Annotated in this window: 32 protein-coding genes; 24 read left to right on the top strand and 8 right to left on the bottom strand. The window is 46.7% G+C overall.

The genetic code is table 11. From position 1 onward, the window contains the following. Positions 1 to 217 precede the first annotated feature (217 nt). Positions 218 to 2626: a hypothetical protein gene (locus JW968_04770; protein ID MBN1386255.1), complete on the top strand. Its 2409-nt coding sequence runs from the start codon at positions 218 to 220 to the stop codon at positions 2624 to 2626. 538 nt (positions 2627 to 3164) lie between these two features. Here JW968_04770 and JW968_04765 read toward each other — a convergent pair. Beyond that, positions 3165 to 3431 (bottom strand): hypothetical protein, encoded by a 267-nt coding sequence (locus JW968_04765; GenBank protein ID MBN1386254.1) that lies wholly within the window; start codon positions 3429 to 3431, stop codon positions 3165 to 3167. 157 nt (positions 3432 to 3588) lie between these two features. Between JW968_04765 and JW968_04760 the strand changes: the two genes are divergently transcribed. The 6 genes from JW968_04760 (at position 3589) to JW968_04735 (ending at position 6779) form a co-directional block, all read left to right on the top strand. Continuing rightward, positions 3589 to 4413 (top strand): hypothetical protein, encoded by an 825-nt coding sequence (locus JW968_04760; GenBank protein ID MBN1386253.1) that lies wholly within the window; start codon positions 3589 to 3591, stop codon positions 4411 to 4413. Positions 4414 to 4557: 144 nt separating this feature from the next. Next, positions 4558 to 4866, top strand: a complete 309-nt coding sequence (locus tag JW968_04755; GenBank protein ID MBN1386252.1) for a 50S ribosomal protein L44e — start codon at positions 4558 to 4560, stop codon at positions 4864 to 4866. A gap of 1 nt (position 4867) precedes the next feature. Further along, positions 4868 to 5041, top strand: a complete 174-nt coding sequence (locus JW968_04750; GenBank protein ID MBN1386251.1) for a 30S ribosomal protein S27e — start codon at positions 4868 to 4870, stop codon at positions 5039 to 5041. 12 nt (positions 5042 to 5053) lie between these two features. Beyond that, positions 5054 to 5836: a S1 RNA-binding domain-containing protein gene (locus JW968_04745; GenBank protein MBN1386250.1), complete on the top strand. Its 783-nt coding sequence runs from the start codon at positions 5054 to 5056 to the stop codon at positions 5834 to 5836. 5 nt (positions 5837 to 5841) lie between these two features. Beyond that, positions 5842 to 6018 carry an RNA-protein complex protein Nop10 gene (locus JW968_04740; protein MBN1386249.1) on the top strand — a complete coding sequence of 59 codons (177 nt, stop codon included), beginning with the start codon at positions 5842 to 5844 and terminating at the stop codon, positions 6016 to 6018. Next, positions 6015 to 6779, top strand: coding sequence for a PAC2 family protein (locus tag JW968_04735; GenBank protein ID MBN1386248.1), 765 nt, complete (start codon positions 6015 to 6017; stop codon positions 6777 to 6779). Before JW968_04740 ends, JW968_04735 begins: the two co-directional genes overlap by 4 nt. 42 nt (positions 6780 to 6821) lie before the next feature. Here JW968_04735 and JW968_04730 read toward each other — a convergent pair whose 3' ends face one another. Continuing rightward, complete coding sequence (locus JW968_04730; GenBank protein ID MBN1386247.1) at positions 6822 to 7583, bottom strand: methyltransferase domain-containing protein; 762 nt, start codon at positions 7581 to 7583, stop codon at positions 6822 to 6824. Positions 7584 to 7756: 173 nt separating this feature from the next. Here JW968_04730 and eno point away from each other — a divergent pair, with 173 nt between their 5' ends. The 5 genes from eno to JW968_04705 all read left to right on the top strand — a co-directional run bounded on the left by eno (position 7757) and on the right by JW968_04705 (position 12603). Continuing rightward, the gene (eno, locus tag JW968_04725; protein ID MBN1386246.1) at positions 7757 to 9007 is read left to right on the top strand and encodes a phosphopyruvate hydratase; all 1251 of its coding nucleotides are present in this window, start codon (positions 7757 to 7759) and stop codon (positions 9005 to 9007) included. Between the two features lie 14 nt (positions 9008 to 9021). Further along, complete coding sequence (locus JW968_04720; GenBank protein MBN1386245.1) at positions 9022 to 10524, top strand: 2,3-bisphosphoglycerate-independent phosphoglycerate mutase; 1503 nt, start codon at positions 9022 to 9024, stop codon at positions 10522 to 10524. An 82-nt stretch (positions 10525 to 10606) separates the two neighbouring features. Continuing rightward, positions 10607 to 12073 carry a hypothetical protein gene (locus tag JW968_04715; protein ID MBN1386244.1) on the top strand — a complete coding sequence of 489 codons (1467 nt, stop codon included), beginning with the start codon at positions 10607 to 10609 and terminating at the stop codon, positions 12071 to 12073. A gap of 4 nt (positions 12074 to 12077) precedes the next feature. After that, on the top strand, positions 12078 to 12452 hold the full coding sequence (locus JW968_04710; protein MBN1386243.1) for a hypothetical protein: 375 nt from the start codon (positions 12078 to 12080) through the stop codon (positions 12450 to 12452). A gap of 1 nt (position 12453) precedes the next feature. Further along, positions 12454 to 12603 (top strand): hypothetical protein, encoded by a 150-nt coding sequence (locus tag JW968_04705; protein MBN1386242.1) that lies wholly within the window; start codon positions 12454 to 12456, stop codon positions 12601 to 12603. Here JW968_04705 and JW968_04700 read toward each other — a convergent pair. After that, complete coding sequence (locus tag JW968_04700; protein MBN1386241.1) at positions 12600 to 12809, bottom strand: hypothetical protein; 210 nt, start codon at positions 12807 to 12809, stop codon at positions 12600 to 12602. The genes JW968_04705 and JW968_04700 overlap by 4 nt on opposite strands. 508 nt (positions 12810 to 13317) lie before the next feature. Between JW968_04700 and JW968_04695 the strand changes: the two genes are divergently transcribed. The 5 genes from JW968_04695 to JW968_04675 all read left to right on the top strand — a co-directional run bounded on the left by JW968_04695 (position 13318) and on the right by JW968_04675 (position 17231). Further along, a complete protein-coding gene (locus JW968_04695) occupies positions 13318 to 13806 on the top strand; it encodes a hypothetical protein (GenBank protein ID MBN1386240.1) in 489 nt (162 codons plus the stop codon). Between the two features lie 140 nt (positions 13807 to 13946). Next, complete coding sequence (locus JW968_04690; protein ID MBN1386239.1) at positions 13947 to 14225, top strand: ferritin; 279 nt, start codon at positions 13947 to 13949, stop codon at positions 14223 to 14225. 59 nt (positions 14226 to 14284) lie between these two features. Next, positions 14285 to 14989, top strand: a complete 705-nt coding sequence (locus tag JW968_04685) for an ABC transporter ATP-binding protein (GenBank protein ID MBN1386238.1) — start codon at positions 14285 to 14287, stop codon at positions 14987 to 14989. Further along, entirely contained in the window at positions 14986 to 15972 is a 987-nt protein-coding gene (locus JW968_04680; GenBank protein MBN1386237.1) for a hypothetical protein, read from the top strand. The genes JW968_04685 and JW968_04680 overlap by 4 nt, the downstream gene beginning before the upstream one ends. Further along, on the top strand, positions 15969 to 17231 hold the full coding sequence (locus JW968_04675; GenBank protein ID MBN1386236.1) for an ABC transporter permease: 1263 nt from the start codon (positions 15969 to 15971) through the stop codon (positions 17229 to 17231). Before JW968_04680 ends, JW968_04675 begins: the two co-directional genes overlap by 4 nt. Before the next feature lie 3 nt (positions 17232 to 17234). On the opposite strand, the gene JW968_04670 is transcribed toward JW968_04675, so the two are convergent. After that, on the bottom strand, positions 17235 to 18278 hold the full coding sequence (locus tag JW968_04670; GenBank protein ID MBN1386235.1) for a HAMP domain-containing histidine kinase: 1044 nt from the start codon (positions 18276 to 18278) through the stop codon (positions 17235 to 17237). Positions 18279 to 18394: 116 nt separating this feature from the next. On the opposite strand from JW968_04670, the gene JW968_04665 reads away from it, so the two are divergent. The 4 genes from JW968_04665 (at position 18395) to JW968_04650 (ending at position 20607) form a co-directional block, all read left to right on the top strand. Further along, entirely contained in the window at positions 18395 to 18610 is a 216-nt protein-coding gene (locus tag JW968_04665; GenBank protein ID MBN1386234.1) for a hypothetical protein, read from the top strand. Positions 18611 to 18613: 3 nt separating this feature from the next. Further along, positions 18614 to 19255, top strand: a complete 642-nt coding sequence (locus tag JW968_04660) for a hypothetical protein (protein MBN1386233.1) — start codon at positions 18614 to 18616, stop codon at positions 19253 to 19255. 4 nt (positions 19256 to 19259) lie between these two features. Beyond that, positions 19260 to 19760, top strand: coding sequence for a DUF2391 family protein (locus JW968_04655; protein ID MBN1386232.1), 501 nt, complete (start codon positions 19260 to 19262; stop codon positions 19758 to 19760). A 115-nt stretch (positions 19761 to 19875) separates the two neighbouring features. Then, positions 19876 to 20607, top strand: a complete 732-nt coding sequence (locus tag JW968_04650) for a 1-acyl-sn-glycerol-3-phosphate acyltransferase (GenBank protein MBN1386231.1) — start codon at positions 19876 to 19878, stop codon at positions 20605 to 20607. Positions 20608 to 20643: 36 nt separating this feature from the next. Here the strand turns inward: JW968_04650 and JW968_04645 are convergent, their stop codons facing one another. Further along, the gene (locus JW968_04645) at positions 20644 to 21207 is read right to left on the bottom strand and encodes a hypothetical protein (protein ID MBN1386230.1); all 564 of its coding nucleotides are present in this window, start codon (positions 21205 to 21207) and stop codon (positions 20644 to 20646) included. A gap of 224 nt (positions 21208 to 21431) precedes the next feature. Between JW968_04645 and JW968_04640 the strand changes: the two genes are divergently transcribed. Further along, the gene (locus JW968_04640) at positions 21432 to 21740 is read left to right on the top strand and encodes a hypothetical protein (GenBank protein MBN1386229.1); all 309 of its coding nucleotides are present in this window, start codon (positions 21432 to 21434) and stop codon (positions 21738 to 21740) included. An 85-nt stretch (positions 21741 to 21825) separates the two neighbouring features. Then, complete coding sequence (locus tag JW968_04635; protein ID MBN1386228.1) at positions 21826 to 22353, top strand: hypothetical protein; 528 nt, start codon at positions 21826 to 21828, stop codon at positions 22351 to 22353. Between the two features lie 43 nt (positions 22354 to 22396). Here JW968_04635 and JW968_04630 read toward each other — a convergent pair whose 3' ends face one another. Further along, entirely contained in the window at positions 22397 to 23515 is a 1119-nt protein-coding gene (locus JW968_04630; GenBank protein MBN1386227.1) for a hypothetical protein, read from the bottom strand. 145 nt (positions 23516 to 23660) lie between these two features. Here JW968_04630 and JW968_04625 point away from each other — a divergent pair, with 145 nt between their 5' ends. Next, entirely contained in the window at positions 23661 to 24599 is a 939-nt protein-coding gene (locus tag JW968_04625; protein ID MBN1386226.1) for a hypothetical protein, read from the top strand. Between the two features lie 14 nt (positions 24600 to 24613). Here JW968_04625 and JW968_04620 read toward each other — a convergent pair whose 3' ends face one another. Continuing rightward, entirely contained in the window at positions 24614 to 25216 is a 603-nt protein-coding gene (locus tag JW968_04620; protein ID MBN1386225.1) for a hypothetical protein, read from the bottom strand. Between the two features lie 53 nt (positions 25217 to 25269). Next, complete coding sequence (locus JW968_04615; protein ID MBN1386224.1) at positions 25270 to 25968, bottom strand: hypothetical protein; 699 nt, start codon at positions 25966 to 25968, stop codon at positions 25270 to 25272. Positions 25969 to 25992: the final 24 nt, after the last annotated feature.

Here is a 25992-nt window from a genome sequence, read left to right as displayed (position 1 = left end):
TTGACCCTGGGAAAAACTTTATAAAAGATTCCCTTGATTTTCAAGTCGTGGAATCAGTAACCATCATTAGTGGCAGTTCCCTTGATACCTGTTATGTGTAATGGGTTGAGAGAGAATGTTAGTGCACTACCAGCTGGTTTCGCATAGCACAGGCCAAAGGTTTGTGCATTTGGTTAAGATAGCTAAAAAAAAGAGTTTAAACACAGGAGGTGTTTAGATGGAAGTTAAGAAAACAGTAAAAAGAATCGTTGCGCTGGGCGTAGGTGCTTCAATGTTGGGAGCAACCATGTTGGGCGCAATGGCAGCTGACTTGGCGGATTACCCGGCCCCGTTCGTTGCGAATGGCGTGTTCAATGGTGTGATCGTGGTCGGCGACGATGCGAAGGCTGATGATATTGTCGGCGCAATCGACGTTGCGACAGGGCTTCAGTTCAGCATGAAGACAACCACAGGAACAGGCGGCGGATCGTCAGTTGTTGTGTTCGGTGACAGCTTCCAGGTATCAGATGCAAGTGATGATCTGACACTCGGAGAGAATGTCAAGGAGGTGATTTCTGCAATCGATGATAATGAGCTAGAAGCATTGTCTGGCGGATCGATCAGGAATCAGTACGGCACCCACACATATACAGAAGACTTGTATCTGCCTGATGCAACTGTCTTGTGGACTATAGACAATGAGGATGATGATGAAGTCGCAGGCTGGTATCTGCTGGCTGAAGATGGCGCCTTGGTCTATGAGTATACAGTCACTTTCACTCCGCATCTGGAGGGTGAAACCGACGTAGACGATAATCGAGGTACAACGATTGACGAGATTGAAGACGCTTCAATCACGCTGTTCGGCAAGGAATATGTCATCATCGAGGCCACATGCAATGACGACCATGATATAACCTTGGAATTGATGGGCGGCTCAACAATGGACACCATTGAGGAAGGAGAGACCAAGACATACACCATTTCAGGGACAGATTATGAAGTCAAGGCAATCATTGTCTCTGACACAGCAAACGATGGTGATGGTTCAGTCAAGTTCAACATCAATGGCGAAGTCACAAAGGGCCTGGAAGAGAGCGACACATATACCTTGACTGATGGTACACAGATAGGCATCAGGGAGATTTTGCCTAACGAAGCGGGTGAGACAACCGGCGGTGACCTGGTTGAGTTCTATCTAGGAGCCAACAGTGTAGAGATCACTGATTCAGACACTCAGGCTGCAGGTGGAGGAAACATCAAGGTAGGAGATGACTCACTGGACATCGAGACTGAGGTTGATGCATTAGTCAACTGCAGTAATGGTGAGGAAGTCAAGATTGCCAGCTTATACTTCAACTATACAGCTGGTGAGGATCTCTATGTGCCTGTAGGCGGCTCAATGAGTGAAGAAGCAGATGACAGGGAAGGCGAAGAAGGCTATTTCCTCCTGCATGGCTTTGATTTCATCTTTGAAGGCCTGGAGGGAATGGACTCTGAGGAGATCGAGTTCGTGCCAAATGGTGATGAGCAGTATGACCTGAAATTCACCAACAAGATGGGAGATTCGTACAGCATCCCGCTTGTGTATTATGATGGTGGTTTCGAGTTTGGTGAATACGACGAGACTGACCCGAATGCCTTGGTGACTGACCCGGGAATAATAACTGAAGACGACTATTTCATCGTCAACAATGATGACATGGAGAAGACAAGGATCTTCCAGTTCACTGGAATAGACGACGACAAGAAGGTTCTGCAATTGAAGGAGCAGGGTTCCATGGAGAAGTATGAATGGTCATACTCTGGAACAGCAGGAACATACACACTGGATGGCCAGACAATTACCTTCAATGCCATCAATGAAGCAGCAGAGAACTTCACCATTGTCGGAGTACAGATGGACCACGTATGGACCAGGTACAATGGATACATCAACCTGTCAGATGCAACCCAGATCAGTGTGAGAGGCAGCGACGAGTATAATGAGGCTGGACCAGACTCTATCGTTGTCAAATTCACATGGGACGGCACAGAGATGGATGCCACCCTAAACAAGACAGTTATGGGTGCAGAAGGAGTAGAATGGGACGAGAAAGCCAAATCTGACGCCAGCAATAAGATAAAGCATGGTGTGACATACAACTATGGTATGGAATGGGAGTATGACACAGATGATGACCAGAAGACCATAGAGATCTGGCACCCAGAAGAGTACAGGGTCGCTCAGGTCTTTGTGACAGCTGGTAAGGTTACGTCATCAACCATCGAGGGCACTGCTGCAACATCAGTCACCAAGATTGAGGTTGGAGCTGCTAAATTGGCCTCAGAGATCGCAAGCGCAACAGCACAGAATGTGATCTCAGTCGGTGGTAGCTGCGTCAACAAGGTCACTGCAAGCCTGTTGGGTCTATCATACCCGGCATGTGGAGCTGATTCTGGTATTCCAGAGAACTCAGCCATCATGAAGCTTGTTGAGAACGGCGGCAAGGTCGGCCTGATCGTTGCAGGATGGGAAGCAGATGACACAAGGAGAGCCACAACTGTCCTTGGTGACTATGACGGCTATACCTTGAGTGGAGACGAGATGTGGGTCAGCGGAACCAGCATGTCTGACATCACTGTCAGCGCGCCAACAACAGAATAAGGAAATTTTTTTCCTTTTTTTCTTACTTTTTCTTGATGATTAATGACTGGATAGAAATAGATTTGAGTAAGTAGTTCTCATTGATCCTTTGCCCTGCTTCCTTCATTTCATTGAAAATTCAAGAAGGTCCTCTCGCCAGATTTGCAAATCTGGATAAGAAAGGTTTTATCCCTTGAATTTTCCTGCCACAGAATTAGCAAGGAAAAGGATAATACTAGTAAAACACCTAATTTCTATATCCAAAAACCTTGTTGTATTCCTCATGGTTGAGTATATCAACAATAAGCACAATAATCTCTCCATCATTATCTGTGAGGGTATATATCTTTCTCCAGAAATTTGCCAGTTTCACTCTGGAAAGGTTATTGACATTATATTTGACCACATATTTATAGGGGATCTTCTTCTTTGCTATCACATTACCCTCAGTGAATCAAATTTTATCTCAGCCTCATCAACATAATCTACATGGATTGTCATGCTTTGTCATATTCAGGAGATAGAACTTGAATCCTCACTGAGGATTACTGAAGAATTTTTAGATATGTCGTTTGGCTTTCCTTAAAGCCTCCTTCATCTTCGGGCTGTCATTGTATATCCATGTGATTCCTTTGACACATACATGGATCTTCCGGCTCTCTTCCAGGTATTCAAGTATCTCAATCAGTGTGTTGTGGTTCACCTGTTTTGGCAATCTCTTCTTGAGATCAGCAATTGAGAATATGCTGTCCATCTCCTCCATTGTCTTCTCTACCATCTTGATTGTCCTGAGTGTCGGTGCATGCTTGCTGATAAGTCTTGACATAAATATCACAATTTATTATAAATTTATCCTAAATTAATACATATTTATATTTAAATGTTTCCTCATCTGGGGTCATGCTTCCCAGTAATATGTTTGCTGGAACGCAAAATTTATTATACACCGATAAGATTTGTATTGAGGGTAAAAGGGGGTTATCATGCAGAAGGATATTGTTATCACTTATGAGACATTGTTTGATCTTCTGAGGAGAGAGAAGTCCAGGGTAGAGCTCCAGAAGCTCGACAGGGAATTCTTCAAGGATGTCGTTGATTACCTGAAGGACAAGGAGAAGATGATGGCAGATGATGTCCAGGAAGACCTATTCTCATTCGGCGAGAAGGAGAAAGCCCAGAAGCAGCTCTTCAATATCAGGCGTATACTGAGGGAATTGTATGACCGGAGAGAGAAGAAGGTGCTGTCGATGGCTGCTGACAAGGCCAAGACAGGCTCCAAGCTCATCGACACAGGCTCGCTCCTTCCCCAGGAGAGGCAGCTGTTTGATTCTGTCGTCAACACTCTGCTTCTGTTCAGGACCGAGATAATCCAGAAGCTTATCGAAGTGAGGGAAGTGAAGGAGTCCATCCATGAGACTGAGAATTATTTTGACCAGAAGGAGAGGCTCAGGGATGAGAAGAAGCTCTCTGAGATATTCAGGGAGATCACACCTGCACCTGAGAAGGATGATGAGGATACACTCGGTGATTATATTCCTGACTCCGGCAGCTCTTCCGGAGCTGTGCGTGATCCTGTGGCTGGCCGGATGCCGACTGCCGGATCCGGAGCACAGCCTGAAGGGATGTCAGGAGAACCGAAAGAGGATGCTTTCATCACATTGAGGTTCCTCCAGCACGTGCCCAAGTTTGTGGGTCTGGAGCTGGAAGAATATGGTCCATTCTCCCCTGATGACATGGCCAATATTCCTGAGATTCTGGCAAATGTTTTGATTGAGAAGAGAAGGGCAGAATTAGTCTCAAACAGCTAAAATAACATTTTTTCAACCCATAATAAAGATTATAAACCTGAATTTTACCTGAAATTCTCTATAAATCCTATTTATCCGTCAGAAACTTGTTTATAAACACAAGTTTTTTATATAACCTCTAATTTTCGCAGACCAGTGATTTAGATGAAGATGCCAAAGCACAAGATGAGATATTGTCCTTTTTGCAGGAAGCATACAGATCAGAAGATTGCCCAGAATAAGAAGAAGAGTCCCAGTTCTCTGACAAAAGGGGCCAAGCAGAGGATGAGGAAGAGGGGCAGGGCAAGAGGTTCAGGCAATCTCGGAAAGCTTTCCAAAGGTGCCCTCACCAAATGGAAGAGATACGGCAAGAAGCAGACCAAGAAGACAGACTTCAGGTATGAATGCAAGGAGTGCAAGAAGATGACAAGCCAGAGGAAGGGCATCAGGTCAAAGAGGGTGGAGTTCGTCTAAGATGGAGCCTACAAGCAAGTTCATAAAAGTAAGATGTCCAAAATGCAAGAATGAGCAGATCATATTCGGTAAGTCTGCCACGAACATAGCTTGCTTAGTTTGTGGCAAAATCCTCGCTGAATCCGGCGGCGGAAAGGCGAGGGTCAAGGCCAGGATCCTTGAAGTTCTTGAATGATAATTCTCAAAAATGGCTTTGCTTAGGAAAAGGGAAGGTCTTCCCGAGGAAGGAGAATTAGTCCTTTGCACAGTCACGAAAGTGTACCATCATTCTGTTTTCTGCAATATCCATGAATACGAGAGGCAGGGCATGATACACATCTCTGAAGTGAGCCCTGGAAGGATAAGGAATCTCGGCGATTTTGTCAAGGAGGGCAAGACAGTCATCTGCAAGATACTCAGGATAGACCATGAGAGGAACCATATTGACCTCTCGCTCAGGAGGGTCAATGAGTCAGAGAAGCGCTTCAAGTCTAACCAGATCAAGCTCGAGCAGAAGTCAGAGAAGATAATAGAATTCGCGGCAAAGGAGCTCAAGAAGGACTTCAATAAGCTCTATGATGAGATAACACCGAGGATATACAAATCCGTGGACAGTCTCCATGACGCCTTCGAGGAAGCGATCTACGACGAGAAGGCTCTTGACAGGTATGGCATTGACAGGAAGGTCCTCGACGTGCTCATCCCTCTCATAAAGCAGAGGATAAAGCCGCCTCAGGTCACGATAACAGGCACATTGAAGCTCAGGTCATATGATCCAGACGGGCTGAGCATAATAAAGGAGGCTGCGAAGAAAGGGCTTGACGACCACACCTCGATCAGGTATGCGGGCGGCGGCAGGTTCGGCATCACAGTCACCCATTCTAACTACAAGGAGGCTGAGAAAGTCCTTGGTCATTCCACGTCAGCCATCGAGAAATACCTCGTCAAGAAAGGTGGAGAATTCGTCTTTGAGCGCAAGGTCAAGGCTTGATTGTCATGGCAAGACACATACTCAAGTGCACAGGATGCGGCGCTTACACCATGTCTGAGACCTGCTCTTGCGGTTCGAAGGCTGTCACACCCAGGCCGCCGAAGTACAGCCCTGAGGACGCTTACGGGCGCTATCGCAGGAAAGTCAAGGAGCCGGAGCTGAAGCAGAGGGGGTTCTTATGACATGGAAGCTTCAGAAGGTCAGGGATTTCCCGAAATTGAGCAGGCCGGTGCTTATCGAGGGCCTGCCCGGCATAGGCAATGTCGGCAAGATAACCATAGATTTCATAGTCGACAAGCTTGAGGCGAGGAAGGTCATCGACCTTGTCTCTCATTCATTCCCTCCGTCTGTCTACATAAATGAGGAGAATCTCGTCGAGCTTCCCTCGATAGAGATATACCACAAGAGGATAAAGGGCAGGGACTTCCTGTTCCTCGCAGGGGATGTCCAGCCTGTGAATGAGGAATCAAGCTATGAGTTCAGCGAGACCATAATCGACATGCTGAAGAGGATGGGCTGCACAGAGATCATCACTATGGGCGGCATCGGCCTCCCCACAGTGCCCAGGAGCCCCGTGGTTTTCGCGACTGCGAACAGCAAAAGGATACTGGATAAGTACTGCAGATCCACCTCACTCAATCCCAAGAGCTATGGCAAGATAGGCCCGATTGTCGGCGTCACAGGGCTCCTGATAGGGCTCGCAGAGAGACAGGGTATCGACGCAATCGCTCTCCTTGCAGAGACCTACGGCCACCCCATGTATCTCGGCATCAAGGGAGCGAGGGAAGTCATGAAGATACTCAACAAGAAGCTCTCTTTAGGCCTGAATCTCAGCGAGCTCAACAAGGAGATAAAGGAGATTGAGAATGAGATGAGGAAGATCAAGGGCCTGAACAGGATCAAGGGCATGAAGGAAGGGAAAGAGATGGAGTATATAGGATAGCGCGATGGTGCTGATGATTGCGACCGCCCCTAATGAGGGTTATTATCGCTGGTTCTCATTCATTTTCTGGTGGTTATCATGCATTTTCCGGAATACCAGGACACTCTCTGTTCCCATAAGCCAGTCGAGGATTGATTCAAGTCTCCTCTCGAACCTGAAACCTGCACCTGAAGTTGCGCTCAGGATCTCGTTGCCTGTGAAGGAATGGACATATATCCCTGTCGAGGTCGTCCTGTAGTGCATGCTGTTTATTATCTTGTCGCCTACCTGGAAATCGAAGAACAGTATGGGGCTGATCGGTCTCAGCAGTGACTCAGTGAAATTCGCCTCGACAACTTCAGCTATCAGATAGCCGTCGGGCTTGAGGACCCTGTTTGCTTCAGCCAGCGCTTTCATCCTCCCTTCTTTGCCGGGGACAAGGCTCAGTACCTTGTTGAACATCAGCACTGCGTCATATGATCCGTCGGCATAGGGCAGGCTTGTGCAGTCGCAGTTCAGGACTGTCGCTCTCCCGTCAAGATTATTCCTGGCAGCTGCTGCCATGGGAAAAGAGAGGTCGATGCAGTCAAGTCTCGAGCAGATATCTGTGATCTGCATAGCTTCTCTTCCTGCTCCGCACCCTATATCAAGCACTGCATCTCCTGGTTTGAGATATCTTCTGCAGGCTGCTTTTTCAGTCCTGGAAAGTCCTCTTTCAAGCTCTTCCTGATAGAGTCTGACCTCCTCAGGGCTTGAATAGGATCTTATTACTGACTTCCTGAAATTGTCCAGATATTCTTGCTTTTGGCTTAGGAATTGTACCATTTTGGATAGGCCGATTTTTGAGGAATCCGCATATATTTATAAATTTCACCAATATATTTACTACTATGAGCTCCTAATTTAACCCCCAATAATTATTTATAATAGTGGTAAAATATTTTTCATATAGAAATTATTGAGATTCCAGAAACAAATGGCTAAAAAGGGGTGAGTTCATGCCATTCAGGATAAAGAGGATTTTAGCGCGCGAGATTCTTGATTCCAGAGGAAATCCCACCATTGAGGTCGATGTTCTCTGCAGCAAGTCTGTGGGCAGGGCTGCTGTGCCAAGCGGCGCCAGCACAGGTGTCTATGAGGCGCATGAGCTCAGGGATCATAACCGGAAATTCCATGGTAATGGTGTGCTCAAGGCCATTGCCAATGTCGAAAAGATCTCCAAGAAGCTCAAGGGTCTCGACGTGAGGAAGCAGGAGAGGATAGACAAGGTGATGATAGACCTTGATGATACCAAGAACAAGTCCAAGCTCGGCGCGAATGCCATGCTTGGTGTCTCGATGGCCGGTGCTGTGTGCGCTGCCAATGCCTCAGGCAAGCCCCTTTATTCATATCTCAACAGGCTTTCTGGCTCGAAGAAGGTGATGCTTCCGGTGCCTTTCTGCAACATAATCAACGGCGGGAAGCACGCAGGGAACAAGCTGCCTTTCCAGGAGTTCATGATATGCCCTGTCAAGACAAGGAGCTTCAGCGAGGGCGTGCAGGCCGTGTCTGAGATATATCACACCCTCAAGAGCATTATCCAGATGAAGTATGGAAGGAATGCAATAAATGTCGGCGACGAAGGCGGCTTTGCGCCTCCGATCGAGGATCCAGAAGAAGCGTTGCGCATGATTGACAACGCCATCGCAGAGAACGGGTATTCGAAAGAGGTCAGGATAGCGATGGATATAGCGGCTTCAGAGTTCTATGCAGGAGGCATCTACAAGATGGACAAGCAGTATAACTCTATCCAGATGCTGAATCTCTACCTGCGCCTTGCGAAGCAGTATCCTGTGATATCGATAGAGGACCCTTTTGACCAGGATGATTTCCCGCCATTCCAGGCCCTTATGAAGAAGACGAATATTCAGATTGTCGGCGACGACCTCACTGTCTCCAATCCCCACAGGGTGAAGATGGCTATCGACAACAGGCTATGCAATGCATTGCTGCTCAAGGTCAACCAGATAGGCACCCTTAGCGAGGCCCTGGAATCAGCGAGGATGGCTGCTAAGGCGAAGTGGAAGGTTATGGTCAGCCATAGGAGCGGCGAGACTGAAGATACATTCATCGCTGACCTGGCAGCAGGCCTCGGTTGCGGCCAGATCAAGCTCGGCGCTCCCTGCCGCGGTGAGAGGACTGCGAAGTACAACAGGCTCATCAGGATTGAGGAGCAGCTCGGAGCGAATGCAAAATATGCCAAATGGTGAAAGTGGTGGGAGATATGAAACTCAGGAATCCATTGATGCTTGTCATCCTTGACGGTTTCGGCCACAGGTCTGCAAGGAAGGACAATGCGATTGCCCTGGCAAAAGCTCCTTTCATCAGTTCCCTGTTCAAAAAATATCCGAACAGGTATCTTGCAGCCGCAGGAGAGGCTGTGGGACTGCCGAGAGGATTCATAGGCAACTCTGAGGTGAATCATCTCAATATCGGAGCGGGTAGGATTGTCTATCAGGACATGACCCGCATCTCCAATGCAATCAAGGACGGCTCATTCTTCAGGAACAGGGTGCTTAACAGGGCCTTGAGAGAGACCAAAGGCACACTACATCTCATGGGCTTATTGTCAGACGGCGGAGTCCACTCCCACATCACCCATCTTTTTGCGATATTGAAGCAGGCAAAGAAGCTCAATGTCAGAAATATCTGCATCCACTGCTTCATGGATGGGAGGGATACCCGGACAACATCAGGGATCAGATATATGGGGCAGCTCATGGATTTCATCAGGAAGAACAGGATAGACGCCAAGATATCCACGATAATGGGCAGGTTCTATTCGATGGACAGGGACAGGAGATGGAAGCGCGAGAAAAAAGCCTATGACTGCCTTGTCAGTCTCAAAGGGAAGATGTTTGCAGATCCGATTGAGGCCATACAGGATTCATATAACAGAGGAATCACTGATGAGTTCATAGAGCCGGGGTTTATTGACGGGTTCAGGGGCATCAGGGACAATGACACCATCATCTTCTTCAATTTCCGCTCAGACAGGGCGCGGCAGCTCACTCATGCTTTTGTCGACAGCAGGTTTGACGATTTCAGGAGGAAGAAAGTTGATGTGGAATATTACTGCATGTGCGAGTATGATGATAAGTTCAGGCTCCCGGTTATCATACCTCAGATAGAGCTGAGGAACACATTCTCAGAATTCATCTCAAAAAAAGGCTTCAGGCAGCTGAAGATTGCCGAGACAGAGAAATTCGTCCATGTCACATTCTTCTTCGACGGGCAGAGGCAGAAGGCCTGGCCCGGGGAGGACAGGATAATCATACCCAGCCCGAAAGTCACCACTTATGACCAGAAGCCTGAGATGTCCGCATACCTGACCACAGACAGGGTCATCAGGGAGATAAGGAAGAAGAGATATGATGTCATTGTGATGAACTATGCCAATGCAGATATGGTGGGCCATACAGGCTCCCTCAAAGCAGCCATTGAGGCAGTGGAAACCTTGGATATCTGCCTGAAGAAGGTCGTGGGTGAGATTTTATCACTGGATGGGACAATAATTGTCACAGCAGACCACGGCAATGCAGAAGAGATGTCAGGCCCACATCAGACCACCCATACCATGAATGATGTGCCTTTTATCCTGGTTTCAGGGAGATTCAGCCATAAGGCCTCCTTGAAAAAGGGGGGCATAAGTGATATAACCCCGACAATGCTCCATCTCATGGGGCTCCCTAAGCCAAAGGAGATGACTGGCAGGAGCCTCTTATAGCAAAAAAGTTTATATATTAGGGAATGTTAGTTTTGATGAGGTCAGTCTTTGATATTAGGGAGATATTTATACAGGTGATATGATGCCAAAAAAGGGGTTGCTGATAATTTTGTTCTGTACATTGTTATGTGCTCTGTTCTCTGCATCTGCACAGGTGATAATCTCGCCTCATGCCTCCAGCGGCGGGGAGGTCAGGATAGAATTCACCCCGATAAAGGATTCAATCATGCAGGGGGAAGAAGCCCTTTTCAGCATGTCTGTCTACAATCCTACTGCCAAGGAGGAGGACCTTGATTTCTATTTCGTGACTGACTACATAGGCAAGTTCAGCCCCATGACAGATCCTGTGTATTTCATGACAACAGGCATCACATTGAAGCCGGACGAGACCAAGGAGTTTATCCTCAAGCTCAATTCCAATGGCAACATCAGTCTCGGCATCCATAAGCTGATCATCGGGCTTGAGTCCTCTGTTACAGGTGAGAAGAGCGAAATCCTGCTCAATGTCAGGGTCTTCAGGGAATCCCCGAAATATGATCCGAATGTGACCCTATCGATATCTTCTCCTGGTTTCATCGATACATCCAAGAAGTTTTCGGTTAAGATAAGCCTGAAGAACAACAATGCATTGCACATGCCCAATCTGCTTGTGGAGCTCCGGAGCGACCTTTTCAGCAAGGAATCCTATATCGAGCTGGGTCCGGATGGCCAGAAGACTGTCGAGTACACTTTTGACTTTGAGGATGTCATGCCTCAGAAGATCCTTGTGACTGCATCAGCTTTTTATCTCAATAAGACCGTCTCGGAGGAATCAATATTGATGGAAGTGCTGCCTTTCCTGCCGAGCTTCGAGCTCAGGAGCGAGTCTGAGAAAGGGATCGTCTCACATTCGACTGTCATAACTGTGAAGAACAATGGCAATATAGAGAAGACAGAGAAGGTCAGCTATGTCACCCCGGGATTCAGGAAGATATTCACCAGGACTGATCCGTCTTCTTCTATCGTGGAAAAGAATAGCGTCGAGGCATATGAATGGGAGCTGACTCTCAAGCCGAATGAGACCGCCACACTCACAGTCACCACATCTTACTTGATCCCAGCTGTTGTGCTCGTTGTGCTGCTGCTTGTCTTTCTGTTCTATTTCATGATGAAGGATCCTGTCATCGTCATAAAGAATGCGCATGAGATCTCGAGGCAGGGAGGCGCTGTCTCGTCTGTGAAAGTCATGATTATCTTAAAAAACAGGAGGAACAAGCCCTTTGAGGATGTAAGGGTCATAGACCGTGTGAATGAGCTAGTCAGCATCGAGCTTTCGGAAAGCCCCGGAGTAGTCAAGCCTGACAAGACCTATTCACATGCAAAGGAGGGAAGGATTGTGGAGTGGAAGTTTGACATACTTGATCCTTATGAGGAGAGGCTGCTGGTCTATGAGATCAGGCCTAAGCTGAGCATAATCGGCAACATCAGGCTCGAGCCTGTGCTTGTCAAGTATAGGGACGGCGACAAGGTTCTGAAATCATATTCGAATCCATTGAGCATCGAGAGCTGAGATCATGAGATGCTTCATTTTTATCGTTGTTTTGCTGCTGGCCGGATGCAGTCCCGACGCTTCGACGCATTCATCTGATTCGGTTTTTTCAGGCAGATCATCGTCGTCATGCGAGAAGGGTCTGCAGTCCCTTAAACCGGGCATCGATTTCACCCCTGGCAAGGTCCTTGTCAGGTTCAATACGAAGGATCAGGATCTGGCAAAGCAGGTTCTGAAGGATGAGGGTCATGGGGTTGTGGATTTCCAGCCAGGCTGGTACTCGACGCAGAATCAGCTTGCCCATATCACGGTCCCTGAAGGGGAAGAGTTCAGTGTTGTGTGCAGCTTGGATGATCATATCATCGATGATGTTGATCTTGTATACATAAGGACGAATTAAGATGCTGATAAAGAAAGGCAAGCAGAGGAGATGCGAAAACTGTGGGTATCCGCTGGATCAGGATTGGAACGAGACCATCTGTCCGAAGTGCGGAAAGTCGCATAAGATAAGGCCGCGCGGGATAACTGTCGAGGGAAGGGCGGGCATCTAAGCCAGCAGGATCTCTTTCTTGTCCTTTGTGATCTCGTTGTCCTTGTTCATCCTTTCATGGAAGTCTATCCCATCAAGGAAGATGAGCCTTGGCCCTATTTTGCTGACTGGAGTGTATCTCTCGCACTTCCCTCTCAATATGCATGCAGCCTTCACTTCGGGTTCACAGAAATTCTTGCATTTCTTGCAGTTGAATGTCCTTGCCATATTCCACCCTGAAACCACCTGCCTATATATACGCATCCAAGATATATAAATCACCCGATTCTGAGCCACAATATTTAAAAAGGAGTCATTTCCTCTTTATAAGCACCCTGCCTAGCTCAACGGCTAACGCGCAGCTGAGATGTCAGCTGGCATCATCATGGGTTTCGCCTTGCGGCTCAAGCCCAGTATTTGCGATGATCTGGAGGGTATTTTTCGAAGATTTTAGAAAAAATCTGCTCACAATCCCCGCCTAGCTCAACGGCTAGAGCGTTCGGCTGTAGCGTTCTGTGTGACAATCCCGTTCGGGAATGGATGACCCACAGCCAGCTGATACCGAAAGGTTCCTGGTTCAAATGCTGAGCCAAGCGAGAAGCAGAGATGCACCTGCTTGGTTTCCTGAAATTCCGGGGGCGGGGATATTTATCTTCATGGGGTCCCGTATTTCTGAATAACATTTAAAAACAAAGCTTCATTTTGACCTTCATATCATACTTAAAGAGGTGTTTGGATGAAACCTGTTATTTTGTTCCTATTTGTTGTTGGATCATTATTTATCTTAGGGTGCAGTGTTGAAAAAGTTCATCCAGACACAACAATTCAAGGTCAATTGGAGTATTTAGTGCCTACGCATTCTAAACAGTGGGACCAAATAAGCTATTCGGAAATGAATTCGGATATAAGCACCCTAAAACATTTTTATGGTAATACCCAAATGAATTTTTTCAAATTTGATTCTGGCAACACCAATTTATGGATAATGGAATGTCCTGAGAATAATCCATGTTATGATAAAATGAAAGAGAACCTCGCTGAGATGGATGCATATTATTCAGATGAAATTGTGCAACTAAATGGGAAAGACATAACCAAAATAAACAGAATCAATAAAGACCCACTATACTTATGGAGAGCAGGGTATTACACCTTCCAGGTAGAAAGTGAAAATCCTGTTTCTGCACAAGATCTAGTCATGAATATTATTTCAACTTATTCATAAGAATAGACTAATTTTGATTTATTCTTATAAATAATCTCTGTAGATTTGACTAAGCTTGATAGCTTTGAAGAATTGGTGTATCATTTTTCTGGTAAAACTTTAAAAATAAAGCATGATAAGACCCTTAAGAGGTGTTTATTATGGAAGAAGAAAGGAATAAGGTTTCAGCAAAGACATTGGATATGAAACGTGCTATCGACTCATTGAGAGAAGAGATGCAGGCTGTTGATTATTACAACCAGCGGGCAGATGCATGCACCGATGAGAATCTAAAGAAGATCCTTATCCATAATGCAGATGAGGAAAAGGAGCATGCTGCCATGCTGATTGAGTGGATCAGGCAGAATGATGCAAATTTCTCTAAAGAGCTCAAGGATTACCTGTTCATGGAGAGCAAGGACATCACAAGCAAGCATTGAATCCAGATATGCACTTTCCCTCCATCTTATTTATAAATTGTTCTTGATTTTTAAGGCATATGAGTGGCCAGACTCTTATTGAATTGCAGGATGTGACCAAGACCTATGACATGGGCAAGGCCGGAAAGCTTACAGTTCTGAAAGATATCAACCTCAAGATCGACAAGGGTGAGTTTGTGGCGATTACCGGTCCGAGCGGTTCTGGCAAGTCTACAATGATGAATCTTGTAGGTGCATTGGATGTCCCATCAACCGGTGCGATATTCCTGAATGATAAGAATGTTGCCAGGATGAGCGAGTCTTCTCTTGCAGTGCTGAGGGGCAAGACAATAGGTTTCATCTTCCAGCAGTTCAATCTCATCCCTACATTGAGCGCACTTGATAACACCATGCTCCCCATGGAATTCATTGAAAAGCCATCCGCCCTTGCTAGGAGAAGGGCCAGGGAATTGCTCGCTTCTTTGGGCCTCGGCGACAGGCTGCATCATAGGCCGAATGAGCTGAGTGGAGGGCAGCAGCAGAGAGTCGCGATATCAAGGGCTCTGGCAAATGATCCTGATGTCGTGCTTGCCGACGAGCCGACAGGGAATCTCGATTCAAAGACAGGGAAGTATGTCATGGATTTCCTCCATAAGCTGAATGTCGAGGAGAATAAGACAATAATCCTCGTCACCCATGATCTTCATCTTATAAGATATGCGAAGAGGGTTATTTACTTGAGGGATGGGATTATCATTAAAGACACTGAAAAGGTGAGAAAATGAAGAAGGCTGGTTTCGTATTGTTCTTTGTGTTTATTATGCTGATAGCTGTTGGTTTCTCCTCGGCTGCAGAGCTCGAGATAAACTTCACGACATTCAAGACATTCCGTTCCGGTGATTCTCTGTCGCATATCCAGATCAGCAAGCTCAAGTATGAGCCATATCCTGTTAATCCGGGTGAGTATGTCACGGTCTGGATACAGGCAGAGAATGTGGGATCTGAGGTTACACAGGATGCAATTTTCAGGCTTGCGCCGGAATATCCTTTCTCATTGGATTCTAATGAAAATTCTGTAAGGGAGTTTGGGAGCCTCATCCCCGGAAGACCGGTTATCCTCGAATACAAGGTCAGGGTTGATAAGGATGCTGTCAAGGGCACCAATGAACTGAAGCTTGAATACAGCATCGACGGCAAGGAGAATCATTGGCTCTATAAGGAGTTTGACATAACATTGGCAGATGCCCAGACTGATTTTGACATGGTGATCCAGGAGGTCAGTGATGATGAGGCATCTATCGCAATCGCCAATGTCGGAAAGAATGTCGCATATTCGGTTATTGTGAGGATCCCCGAACAGCCTGATTTCACAGTGGATGGAACTGATGGTCAGATGGTCGGCAATCTTGAGAATGGGGATTATACTATGGTAGGTTTCGGGATCAACCGCAGGAGAGGCGCTGAAGGCAGTATGTTGAGGGTGCAGATAGATTATACTGATCTTTTCGGTGAACGCAGGAGCGTCACAAAAGAGGTGTCTTACCCTGCTGCAGATTACTCTTTCAATGGAACCCTGCCGAACGGAATGTCCAGGCAGAATTTCAGCCAGAGGGGGATGACGACGGCAACACAGACCTCTATCTATCAGCAATGGTGGTTCTGGCTCATCATCATCGCAGCTTTGTTCATCGTCTGGAAAGGCATTTCCTGGATCAGGGAAAGAAGGCTGCTTAAGGAAGAGGAGGAGGCCAGGAAGAAGAAACGATGAGGCTCAGGAAGATAGTCCAACTTGCATGGAACATCCTGGCTCATAGTAAGCTCAGGAGTTGGCTTACCATAATAGGCATTATCATCGGCATTGCCGCTGTGGTCTCGATCGTATCAGTGAGCCAGGGTGCTAAGCAGAATCTTGAATCCCGCTTCAGTGATCTCGGCGCTGATCTTTTGACCATCTCTCCTGGTTTTTCCAGGGCAAGCGGATTCAGGGGGCCGGGCGGGAATTTTGGGGTAGCATCAGGCACTGATCAGGATCCTCTTACAGAGAAGGATATTTTGGCGATTAGAACCATTCCGAATGTGAAGATTGTCATGGGGCAGGTTTCAGGCAGTGCAAAGATGAAATACCTGGGGGAGACAGGAGATGTGACTGTCACAGGTGTCGATACTGTTGTCTGGAAGGATATGACCACTGATGAGCTTGGATCCGGGAGATATCTCACTCAGGGAGATGCCTATTCGGTCGTACTGGGCCATAGGAGAGCCACCACTTTCTTTGATAAGGAAGTCCAGCTGAACAGGCAGATTGCCTTGGAAGGTAAGATCTTCAAGGTCGTCGGCATATTGAAGGAGGGATATAATGATAATGCAGTTATAATCCCCCTAAATCCGGCAAGGGATATGCTTGATGACATCGAGGATGATGAAGTGAGCTCTATAACTGTCAAGGTTGCCGACGTCGATAAGGTGAATGAGACAGAGGCCGCTATAGAGAAGAAACTGATGCTGTCAAGGGGGATATTGAAGGCTGACGACAAGGATTTCAGCATTTTATCGTCTGCTAATCTCAGGAGCACCATATCTGAGACACTCAACACCATGTCCATATTCTTAGGCGCCATTGCTGCCATCTCATTGGTTGTCGGTGCAGTCGGCATCTCTAATACCATGTTCACTTCAGTCCTTGAGAAGACAAAGGAGATTGGTGTGATGAAAGCCATAGGAGCGAAGAACAGGGATATATTGATGATTTTCCTGATAAACTCTGGTATGATCGGCTTTGTCGGCGGTCTCGGGGGTGTGATTCTCGGTTCAGTCGCATCAGGTTACATAAGCTTATTGGTCTCAGGGGTGTCAAATGGTGGCGGCCCCGGAGGAGGTTTTACGAGGATGTTCAGCTCAACAGCATTGTCCCCAGAGCTCTTGATATTCGCATTTGCATTCTCGATAGTCATTGGTGTAATAGCAGGGGTCATACCCGCGTACAGGGCCTCTAAGCTGAGGCCGGTTGATGCGCTGAGATATGAATGAGTATCAGTTTGAATGCTCTTTTATTGGTAATGTGAAATAGAAGGTTGACCCCTTGCCAGGACTGCTCTTGACACCTATTTTTCCATTGTGGCTTTCGATTATCTTCTTGGCAATTGCAAGGCCGAGGCCTGTGCTTTTCTCTATGGTCCTTGTCTGGTTCTTTCCGCTGACGAATTCTTCGAATATGGTCTTGAGGTCCTTCTTGTGTATCCCGGCGCCCTGGTCAATGACATTGGTCAAGACCGAATTTTTCTGCTTTTCCACTACAATGATTATCTTGGTGTTCTCATTTGAATAGTTTATGGCATTCATCACCAGATTGTTTAGGACTTGATTGATCTTGCTCTTGTCGATCATGATATGGGGCAGCTTATCTTTGATGTCCAGGTTTAGCTCGATCTTTTTGATTCCGGCAAATGTCTTGTTAAGGCTGACGATGCCGGTCAGCATCTCTGCATAATCCTGCTCTGCCAGCTGAAGATCTATCTTGCCGGCTTCGATCTTCGAATAGTCCAGGAGGTCATCTACGAGCCTGAGCGTGAAATTGCTTTGCTCATCTATTGTTTTTATGAACCTTCTCTGCTCCTCAGTGAGACTCTTGATATCCTTGCTCAGCAAGATGGCTGAATACATTTTGATGATACCCATAGGATTTCGCAGGTCATGTGCTGCTATGCCCAGGAATTTGTTCTTCAGCTTGTTGAGCTCGTCAAGCTTCTCTTTCTGCTTCTTCTCATTCTCGATATTCTCCTTGAGTCGGTTCACAGTCAGGGATATAATGATGAATATGGCCAATCGCACAAAGGAGTTCCATATTGTGTAAGCTATGGGCACCTCCGGGTGATAGAATTCTGCCACACCCCAGACAAAAGCTGCGAATATTGCTGATGCTGTGGATTTGTTCCTGCCATGATTCAGGGCGATGAATATGATGGGGATGAGATAGAAGATTGAGAAACCGATCAGATACCCGGAATAAAAGTCAACAAGGCCTATGAATATTATGCTGAGCAATGCTAGTGCATATTTGAAAATATATTGGCTCATATCGACTCCCAGATCATTGTTTGCAGTCAGAATTTATAAATATTCTCTCAATTTATTGGATGATTTGGGTCAATTATATAAATAACCGGTTCCTAGATGCTTTTGAGGTGATCTATATGTCGTTTGTTGATACTATGAAGGGTATCGGTGTGACACTTCTTGCGTCTGTCTTCATGATACTCTTGGGCATCGTGTACTTCATGCTTACGGTGTGGATGGTCAAGATAGGTGCAAGATGGGCCGGATTAGGTAATGTGGCTGGTAACACAGTTGTGATGACAGCAGGTATTGTCACGGCAGCAGCTATTGTTGGTTCTGCATTAAGGAGATAGAAGATGAGGTCTTTGGCGATCTGCATTATTATATGCTCACTCGTCTTGGCAGCATGTGCCCCGGTACCGAGAAGCTACAGCTTGGATGACAGCAGGGAAAAGGCAAGACTTTATGTTTTGGGCAGCCAGACATACGGGTTTGATGGGCAGGATCTGGTCTTGGAGGAATCAAAGGTCTTGGGATGCGACAACTGCTTCCTTTTCATTTTCTCTTTCGATTCCTCCCACGCCGGCTATGGTGATAGGTCTGGTCAGGTGGTCGCGCAGGTCATCACACCTCACATAATGGATGTTGTCATCCAGAATGGTGGGGTCATCCAGGCCATTATTGACAATGAGTGGAATGAGCTCAAACAGCGGCCTATCAAGGATTTTGAAGTCCTCATATCAGAGGGTGTTGTTCCTGTTTATTACTGCACTTCTCCAAGGCCAGAGATATGTGAAGGTGAGGAAGATAAGGTTTGCGGTTCTGGCGGATTGGATTATCAGAACCCTTGTGAGGCTTGCAGCATTCGGTCTGTTGAATGGTATGTGAAAGGAGCATGCTCCTCTGGTCATTTTACCAAGGTGAGCAAAGAGATCACTAGCGGGAAGCTGTCAAAAGACAGCGGCCAATTCATGCTTTATGTGGCACTGAACCAGTGATATCATGAGAAAAACCAAGATTAAGAAAGAAGTTGTCATGGCCGGCAACCAGTTCAAGGAGGTTGTCACAGTCCGTGATGAAAAAGGTCACATACTGCATAAGTTCATCACTCCGTTGATGATCAGGTTCAGGCCTAAGGATATGCTGCAGGTCATGATAGGGGCTTCGATATTAGCGATTCCGGTTGGTTTAACAGAAGAGGTCTGGAATCTTGCAGCATCATTGCCTTTGAGGAATATCACAGGTTTTCTGGCAATCTCATTGATGTTCATTGCTTCATTTGTCTATTACAATTATTATAAGAACAAGATGGGTGACCATTGGAAAGAATTCCTCAAGAGGGTCATCTTCACATATGTGTTCTCATTTTTTGTCGTCGCTATATTGTTGACCCTTATCCAGAGGGCCCCTTGGAGCACTGACTGGATCCTTGCAGTCAAGAGAGTAATCATTGTGACCTTCCCTGCTTCAATGAGCGCAGCAGTCGCAGATATGATAAAATGACTCTTGTGCTTTTCTCGATGAAAAGCAGGAAAAGGCAATGATTTCTTTATCTTCTTATAACCATGTTGATCAGACCAATAGCAAAGCATAAATATCTCATTCTTTACCCCGCATTATGCTCAAGAAGACTTATCAGGCCGCTATGGCTGCATACTATGTTATTGATGCTGTCGCAAGAATCAGATCTGATTCCTTCAAAGAGGGTGTCACACCGCAGGATGTGTATGAGCATGCCTTCACTTTCTCAAAGAGGGTCCTTGATATGCTCCGTGTGCATGTTGAGGTTGATGGGATTGATGATCTCGTCCGCGGACCTGGCATCATCTGCCAGAACCACACTTCTCTGCTTGACATCCCTGCTCTCCTCATGTTTCCTGGAAGGAAGTATTTCGGCACAAAGAAGGAGCTATTTCACATCCCAATTTTTGGGCAGGGGATGCATGCTGTAGGGATGCCGATCATAGACAGGTCAAATCCACGCCAGGCTTACAGCAGTCTTGAAGACGCAGTGCGCCGGATGGGGGAGGACCCGGATCCTGAATCATATTATCTCGTGATGTTCCCTGAAGGCACCAGAAGCTCCTCAAGAGATTATTCCATGAGTGATTTCAGGATGGGAGCCTTCAATCTTGCAGCAAGGGCAGGTCTGGCAATAATCCCTGTTGCTTCATACGGGGCAGCAGGCATACTTCCTAAAAAAAGCCTGGATGTCACTCCTGGCACAATCCATCTCAGGATACTTCCGGCACTCCATCCACAAGATGATAGTAAAGATACTGCAGTCAAGCTTTGCAGAGAAACGAGGCAGGCTATTGGGGAAGCCATATGGGATATGATGAGGAGATAGTTAAGATAATTTTGATAATTTTGGGGTTTAGATGGTTTATCTGACAAAGACCTTGCTGATCTCTTCTGCTGAATTGTAGAGCTCCATGAATCCCCCGGCGACAACCTCTGCTGTTATCTCGCCTCTCATTGTGCCTGAGTAGATGTCCTTGATAGTGTAGATGCCTGACTCTTCGAACTCGAATTCCCATGTTTCTCCCGGCCCGAAATTTCCGCTCTGGATCACTATGTCATCTTTCGACGTCACTTTCACATCCGCAAGATGTATTATCAGGTTATGATTATATTTCTCCTCTTCATTGAAGAACCGGACAGTTGTGCCTTTGCTGATGGTCAGCTTAGACGGGATCATGGTCTTCTCTTTTGTCAGTCTCACTTCAATATCAGCAGCAGGCTCTTCTGGTTCTGTTGATTCTGTTTCATCAGCCTCTGCTGTCCCTGTGTCTGGCTCAGGTTCGGCCCCAGGTGCATCATAAGCTCCGGGTCCTTCATCAGGGAGAGCAGGCTGCTCCACATCCCGATCCCCGGAATGCCCGCAGCCGGCAATGATAACTGCAATCAGAAAAATGCATGGCAACAATATGATGAATTTTTGTTCCATAGAGCACTTTATTGGGCGTTGATTTATATATCTTTCTTAAATCAAGGCTGGATCAGGGCATTGGTTTCAGCTGATAAATGATCACCTGATGATTACCTGATCTTCCTACAAAACATGATATCCCAACCAGACACGATATTCCAACCAGTATTCCTATTTTGTGTCCTAATATATGATAAAGTATGATAACATATAAATATAAGCTATGCTTACCTGATCTCAAGTTGCCACAGACAGCAGAGCTTGCAGAGATATGCACCACAACTGATGTGACCAGTTCTTTAGATGAAGTCATTATGTGCATCAGGCAGTGCTCTGAGCATGACCGCCTTCCGGCAAATGTGAAGCCAGAAGGCTGGGGCGACTGCTCTCACTGCGCACCTGACAGGAACAACACCCTATGCAAAGGCTACTCTCCAGTGATTGTCATAAGCGCATTTTATGCGAAGCCGTCCGCAGAGGATAGCAAGGTGGTCGAGATTGGTGTGTCAAGACAGTATATTTACGAGCACCCTGAGAATTATATTGGGTAGTGCATCTCTATCACTCTAAATGAGATTGCCAAAATAGGCATTCAAAACAATCTATTTTATAAATCCTTTCCCTCTTTGCATGGCCATGTCTTTGAAAAAGGGTGAAAAATCACTGACAATGATATTTGGGCTATTCCTATTGTTGATTATCTCTTTGGTTGTCCTCAATCTTTTCTTCAGGTTCACAGAGAAGAGCACTACCAAGATGCAGGGAGCTTCCACTGAGTATGATGTGAGACAGACCCAGGAGAAGGCTATTGACAATTGCGAATCCTTGTGCGACAATATAAAGGATTTTGGGTCGATCATGGATTTCTGCATGACTTATCACAGCCTTGACTGGAACAGGAACCAGATCAAGAACGATAAGATCTCAGAAGGGAAATGGGATTTCTGCGAGGACAAGATACCCTGCTTTGTCCTTAATGACAGATGCATGACAGGGGGCACTATAGTAGATGGGGATAAGTGCAGGACTGTCCTGATGAATTCTGAAAGCAACAGGAAAGAGTGGTACAACGCCCTTGCCGAAGGCGGCATTGATGATGGCTGCGGCCTTGAGGACGTGGATTCTAACTGGAAATATCATTTCGGCTTCAACAGCACAATCTGAAATCTGGATCAAGGGTACAATCTGGATGATTATCCTTTCCAGGTCAGACTATCGGCGACTGCGTATGTCTCCTGAGCAGCCTGTTCTTTGTGTAGTCCTGTTCCAGGGCCATGATGCGGTCGTATAATGCCTGTATTGAGACAAATGTCTTGCTGCCGTCGCGCTTCACGCTGTATTCAGGCAGGTAAGGGAACTGCTCTGCGACCTTCGCCTCATCTTCTATCCCATAATAGAAGGTCACAATCTCTCCGATATTGCCCTCCAGGTTCTTCCATCTCTTCAATGCGGTCTGGATTCCTGGCCTGTACTCCTCAAGAAGCGCAGTGTAATTATCAGGGTCGTGTATCAGGGGGAGTGCTGTGCTTCCCTTCGGCTTTGATTTTTCTGGTATCAGGAAAAGCCTGTCATGCACTTTTCCTGGTTGTCGTCTTGGGGAGGGGATGCTCTGCACAGTGAACAGGTAAGCGCCCAGCTGTTCCCAGTATTTCTGCGTCTCAGGAGGCATCTCGTCGAGAGTAACCTTGGATTTCCGGGCCAGCTCTTTCTTCACAGGCTTCACAGAAGCATTCTCGACATCGTCATAGAATCTCCTGCCCCTGTACCACAGCTCTGCAGTGCCTGGTCTCCTGATGTCAAAGTCTCTCATGAGCGCGACAGGGACAGCCAGCCTGTCAAGAGGCTCATCATATTGGGAAGGTGCGCTGATGCTCTCGATCTGGGTCTGCACCCCGAGTCCTGTCACCCTGGAAGTATAGAAAAGGACATTCTGCATGAGATAATCCCACTCGACAAAAGGCTTGCCATCATAGGTCCTGACATTGTCTTTCCTTATGCCCTTTTTCCAGTCATTTGCGAGGACCTCTAGGAATCCTGTTATCTTGTCCATCGCTTTCTGGTATTGGGGGTTTGTCCTCCTCACACTTGTCGATAAGACAAAATTGATGTCATCAAGCTCTATCACAGTTCTTGCTGGTGACTCGGCCGGCAGGTTCTGGTCTGAGAACCCGGTAAGGCCTGCAATCTGTTCTATGCCCCGCTCAATCAGGCCTTCTTTCAGCGCAGATAATACTCTCTGCTCAGCCTTGAAATAGCCTTCAGCAGCCTTGACATCCAGTCTTTGGTATGCTTCTGGCTTTACTAGGACAATCACATCTAGGCTCATGGTGCACCCCCGAACAGATAATTATCATCAAATAATTATCATCAGATAGGTATCTGCAGAGGTTTTTATATTTATTGGGCAGGGATTTTTATTTCGGCGTGATTTGACCAGAAAAATAATAAACCTGTCACATCACCCCCCTTTTATGGACCTGCATAGTTCAATACATTCCACATTAGGTTTCCTTGAAAGGTACGGCTCTCTGTCTTCTTCAGTTGTCATGCCTGTTGCAAGGGATCTGTCTGTTTTCAGGACATATTGCCTGGCAGACCTGGATCAGATTGATGACTGCACACCCCAGCATGACATCTACAAGGAGACAATCACTCATGTAGACAGAGTGGAAGAAGCTTTCAGAGGCATTGTCTCTGGAATGGATCCTGATGGCAGGCCTGATAATCTCCTGAACGCCCTTGACAACTCTTCCTTGGTCCTGGATTTCGGGTCTCATACTGGAGATGCTTATCTTAAAAGGATTGCAGAGAGGAGTCCTCAGGCAGAATTCCATGCATATGATCATTATGACCACGCTTCTGACTTTCTTGGCTATGGAAATATATTTTTTCATAATGCAGACCTGGAAAGAGTTATCTCTGGCGAGAGCAAGGCTTTTTTCCCTGATCTGAGGATGAGGCACTCTGTGCTCATATCTCTCAAGAGCCCCAGGAATCTTGCTTATTGGGCATTGAGGTTTGCAGAACTCAGGCAGCCTCACGAAATATTGCTCTCCCTTTCAGCTCTTGAGAAATTAGCAGGGGAGGATGTCATTATCGGCCTGACACAGCAGAATTGCGGGCTTGATGGCCTGCAGACTGGGAATCTTCTCAGGTTGCTGCAAGGTGATTTCAGGTCTTTCATCTTTGATGGCAAAGAGCTTGGCAGGGATCCTGGCGGGTCGGGCTATGATGGATCAGAATTTTATCTGTCAAGGGTGGCCATAGCAGCGAAGCAGCTCGTCAATCTGGCAGTGGCTAAAGGCTTGTCAGATGCTGGGTATGGGATTGGCATGGGATTCAGGCCGGTCTGCCAGAGGTATCATCACAACCAGCCGAATCATCTGATCCATGCAAGAAAGGCATCATGAATTCCCGAATCCATTCAGAATGCCCTTATGAAAAGCTTGCGCAGCACTTCGATCAGTTCTGCATCATTCCTTATCCAGTCGTCATCGCTGAATTCCGCCCTTGATTTCCCGGAGTTCTTGTCGTATACAAAATATGCGAAGGGGTATCCTTGAAGCCTCGGCCCAGGAGGGGATGTCCTGAAATAGAGGCCATCATGCTTCCATCTTGCATGGAAAGACTCTCCGTTCGGCAGCACAAGGCAGATGTTGTGTATGAAGCATCCTTTCCTCTTCTCAGGCAGCGCATTGTCGATGAGCCTGCCATAATGCCCGATCATCTCATCGTCTGAAAGCCTCTTCCCGTTTACACGTCTGACATTCATCCCGGGTTGCCTGTCTGCAGGGAGAAAATCCAGATAGAGCTCCTCATCGATCGCCAGCGTCGGGATGCAGAGCTCCTGCATGTAGGCGAGGGCTTTCTTGTGGGCGTTCTCTGCGCCGTTGGCCCCATCCTCTTCGACATTATCGATGACTCCATAATCCAGCAGTGAGCTTATCTCAGCATCCATGAACTGTGAGAGCAGGAGCTTATATCTCTCGAACTTGCTCTTGTTTGTTGTTGCGATAAGCAGTTTCATTATCAGAAGAATCATTTGTGGATATAAAAAAGTTTGCGAACTAGAGGTTGGGACTAAAAGCGGATGTAATCGACTGCAGTTCTCTGGAGCCTAATCTTATGGTCTGCTTCCAGCATAGAGACATATCCTGCCAGCTCATCAATCCCTGCCATCCAGGCCTGATCTGTCTGGGATTTGCTGAAGGGTCCTCGCTGCAAGCCGGGGAGCATATGGGTGCATCCCTTTTCTCTGACGACAACATCTGTGGGGTATCTCTCCAGCTTCACTAGCTTGCTTCTCATCAGCGCCCTGTCCTCATATATCAGCATGCCTCCTATGGTTGCTTTGACAAATGAACCCTGGCCTGATAGGCCTGGGCTAAGTGAGAGGGCTCCGCCAGGCACACCTATCATGGCAATTCCATTTGTCGGATGGAAACCGATTTGGACTGCACCCTCTATGCGAGAATCTGAAGGACCATAGAATTCTATCCCGGATCTGTCTTCAATGAGGCTGTAGTGGCTGTAACCATCCATCATCATCCTGCCTTGCGCGTCAAAATTAATCAGGAGCTTGCTTATCCTATGGTTGAGCACTGTTTCCCGATTTTTGTCGAATCCCGGGCATTTATGGTGCCTAACTAATCCTGATCCGGCATTCAGGGAGTTTGCAATATATTTAGAAGGCTCAGCACAGCAGAGGATCATGATATCGACACCAACATAGACCTTCTTATGCTTCAGAATGGATGCAATGTCCTCCTCAAGTGCCATGAGCATGGGCTTTAGGAAGTTTTT

Source organism: Candidatus Woesearchaeota archaeon (assembly GCA_016928155.1).
In the GTDB taxonomy this organism is placed as follows: domain Archaea; phylum Nanobdellota; class Nanobdellia; order Woesearchaeales; family JAFGLG01; genus JAFGLG01.
The sequence above is the reverse complement of the archived record's forward strand: the minus strand, read 5'-3'. Positions and strand labels throughout refer to the sequence as shown.

Bases quoted from the DNA above. Each gene is read 5' to 3' on its own strand.
- JW968_04770 (MBN1386255.1), top strand. From the start codon at position 218: ATGGAAGTTAAGAAAACAGTAAAAAGAATCGTTGCGCTGGGCGTAGGT.
- JW968_04765 (MBN1386254.1), bottom strand. From the start codon at position 3,431: ATGTCAAGACTTATCAGCAAGCATGCACCGACACTCAGGACAATCAAG.
- JW968_04760 (MBN1386253.1), top strand. From the start codon at position 3,589: ATGCAGAAGGATATTGTTATCACTTATGAGACATTGTTTGATCTTCTG.
- JW968_04755 (MBN1386252.1), top strand. From the start codon at position 4,558: ATGAAGATGCCAAAGCACAAGATGAGATATTGTCCTTTTTGCAGGAAG.
- JW968_04750 (MBN1386251.1), top strand. From the start codon at position 4,868: ATGGAGCCTACAAGCAAGTTCATAAAAGTAAGATGTCCAAAATGCAAG.
- JW968_04745 (MBN1386250.1), top strand. From the start codon at position 5,054: ATGGCTTTGCTTAGGAAAAGGGAAGGTCTTCCCGAGGAAGGAGAATTA.
- JW968_04740 (MBN1386249.1), top strand. From the start codon at position 5,842: ATGGCAAGACACATACTCAAGTGCACAGGATGCGGCGCTTACACCATG.
- JW968_04735 (MBN1386248.1), top strand. From the start codon at position 6,015: ATGACATGGAAGCTTCAGAAGGTCAGGGATTTCCCGAAATTGAGCAGG.
- JW968_04730 (MBN1386247.1), bottom strand. From the start codon at position 7,583: ATGGTACAATTCCTAAGCCAAAAGCAAGAATATCTGGACAATTTCAGG.
- eno (MBN1386246.1), top strand. From the start codon at position 7,757: ATGCCATTCAGGATAAAGAGGATTTTAGCGCGCGAGATTCTTGATTCC.
- JW968_04720 (MBN1386245.1), top strand. From the start codon at position 9,022: ATGAAACTCAGGAATCCATTGATGCTTGTCATCCTTGACGGTTTCGGC.
- JW968_04715 (MBN1386244.1), top strand. From the start codon at position 10,607: ATGCCAAAAAAGGGGTTGCTGATAATTTTGTTCTGTACATTGTTATGT.
- JW968_04710 (MBN1386243.1), top strand. From the start codon at position 12,078: ATGAGATGCTTCATTTTTATCGTTGTTTTGCTGCTGGCCGGATGCAGT.
- JW968_04705 (MBN1386242.1), top strand. From the start codon at position 12,454: ATGCTGATAAAGAAAGGCAAGCAGAGGAGATGCGAAAACTGTGGGTAT.
- JW968_04700 (MBN1386241.1), bottom strand. From the start codon at position 12,809: ATGGCAAGGACATTCAACTGCAAGAAATGCAAGAATTTCTGTGAACCC.
- JW968_04695 (MBN1386240.1), top strand. From the start codon at position 13,318: ATGAAACCTGTTATTTTGTTCCTATTTGTTGTTGGATCATTATTTATC.
- JW968_04690 (MBN1386239.1), top strand. From the start codon at position 13,947: ATGGAAGAAGAAAGGAATAAGGTTTCAGCAAAGACATTGGATATGAAA.
- JW968_04685 (MBN1386238.1), top strand. From the start codon at position 14,285: ATGAGTGGCCAGACTCTTATTGAATTGCAGGATGTGACCAAGACCTAT.
- JW968_04680 (MBN1386237.1), top strand. From the start codon at position 14,986: ATGAAGAAGGCTGGTTTCGTATTGTTCTTTGTGTTTATTATGCTGATA.
- JW968_04675 (MBN1386236.1), top strand. From the start codon at position 15,969: ATGAGGCTCAGGAAGATAGTCCAACTTGCATGGAACATCCTGGCTCAT.
- JW968_04670 (MBN1386235.1), bottom strand. From the start codon at position 18,278: ATGAGCCAATATATTTTCAAATATGCACTAGCATTGCTCAGCATAATA.
- JW968_04665 (MBN1386234.1), top strand. From the start codon at position 18,395: ATGTCGTTTGTTGATACTATGAAGGGTATCGGTGTGACACTTCTTGCG.
- JW968_04660 (MBN1386233.1), top strand. From the start codon at position 18,614: ATGAGGTCTTTGGCGATCTGCATTATTATATGCTCACTCGTCTTGGCA.
- JW968_04655 (MBN1386232.1), top strand. From the start codon at position 19,260: ATGAGAAAAACCAAGATTAAGAAAGAAGTTGTCATGGCCGGCAACCAG.
- JW968_04650 (MBN1386231.1), top strand. From the start codon at position 19,876: ATGCTCAAGAAGACTTATCAGGCCGCTATGGCTGCATACTATGTTATT.
- JW968_04645 (MBN1386230.1), bottom strand. From the start codon at position 21,207: ATGGAACAAAAATTCATCATATTGTTGCCATGCATTTTTCTGATTGCA.
- JW968_04635 (MBN1386228.1), top strand. From the start codon at position 21,826: ATGTCTTTGAAAAAGGGTGAAAAATCACTGACAATGATATTTGGGCTA.
- JW968_04630 (MBN1386227.1), bottom strand. From the start codon at position 23,515: ATGAGCCTAGATGTGATTGTCCTAGTAAAGCCAGAAGCATACCAAAGA.
- JW968_04625 (MBN1386226.1), top strand. From the start codon at position 23,661: ATGGACCTGCATAGTTCAATACATTCCACATTAGGTTTCCTTGAAAGG.
- JW968_04620 (MBN1386225.1), bottom strand. From the start codon at position 25,216: ATGAAACTGCTTATCGCAACAACAAACAAGAGCAAGTTCGAGAGATAT.
- JW968_04615 (MBN1386224.1), bottom strand. From the start codon at position 25,968: ATGGCACTTGAGGAGGACATTGCATCCATTCTGAAGCATAAGAAGGTC.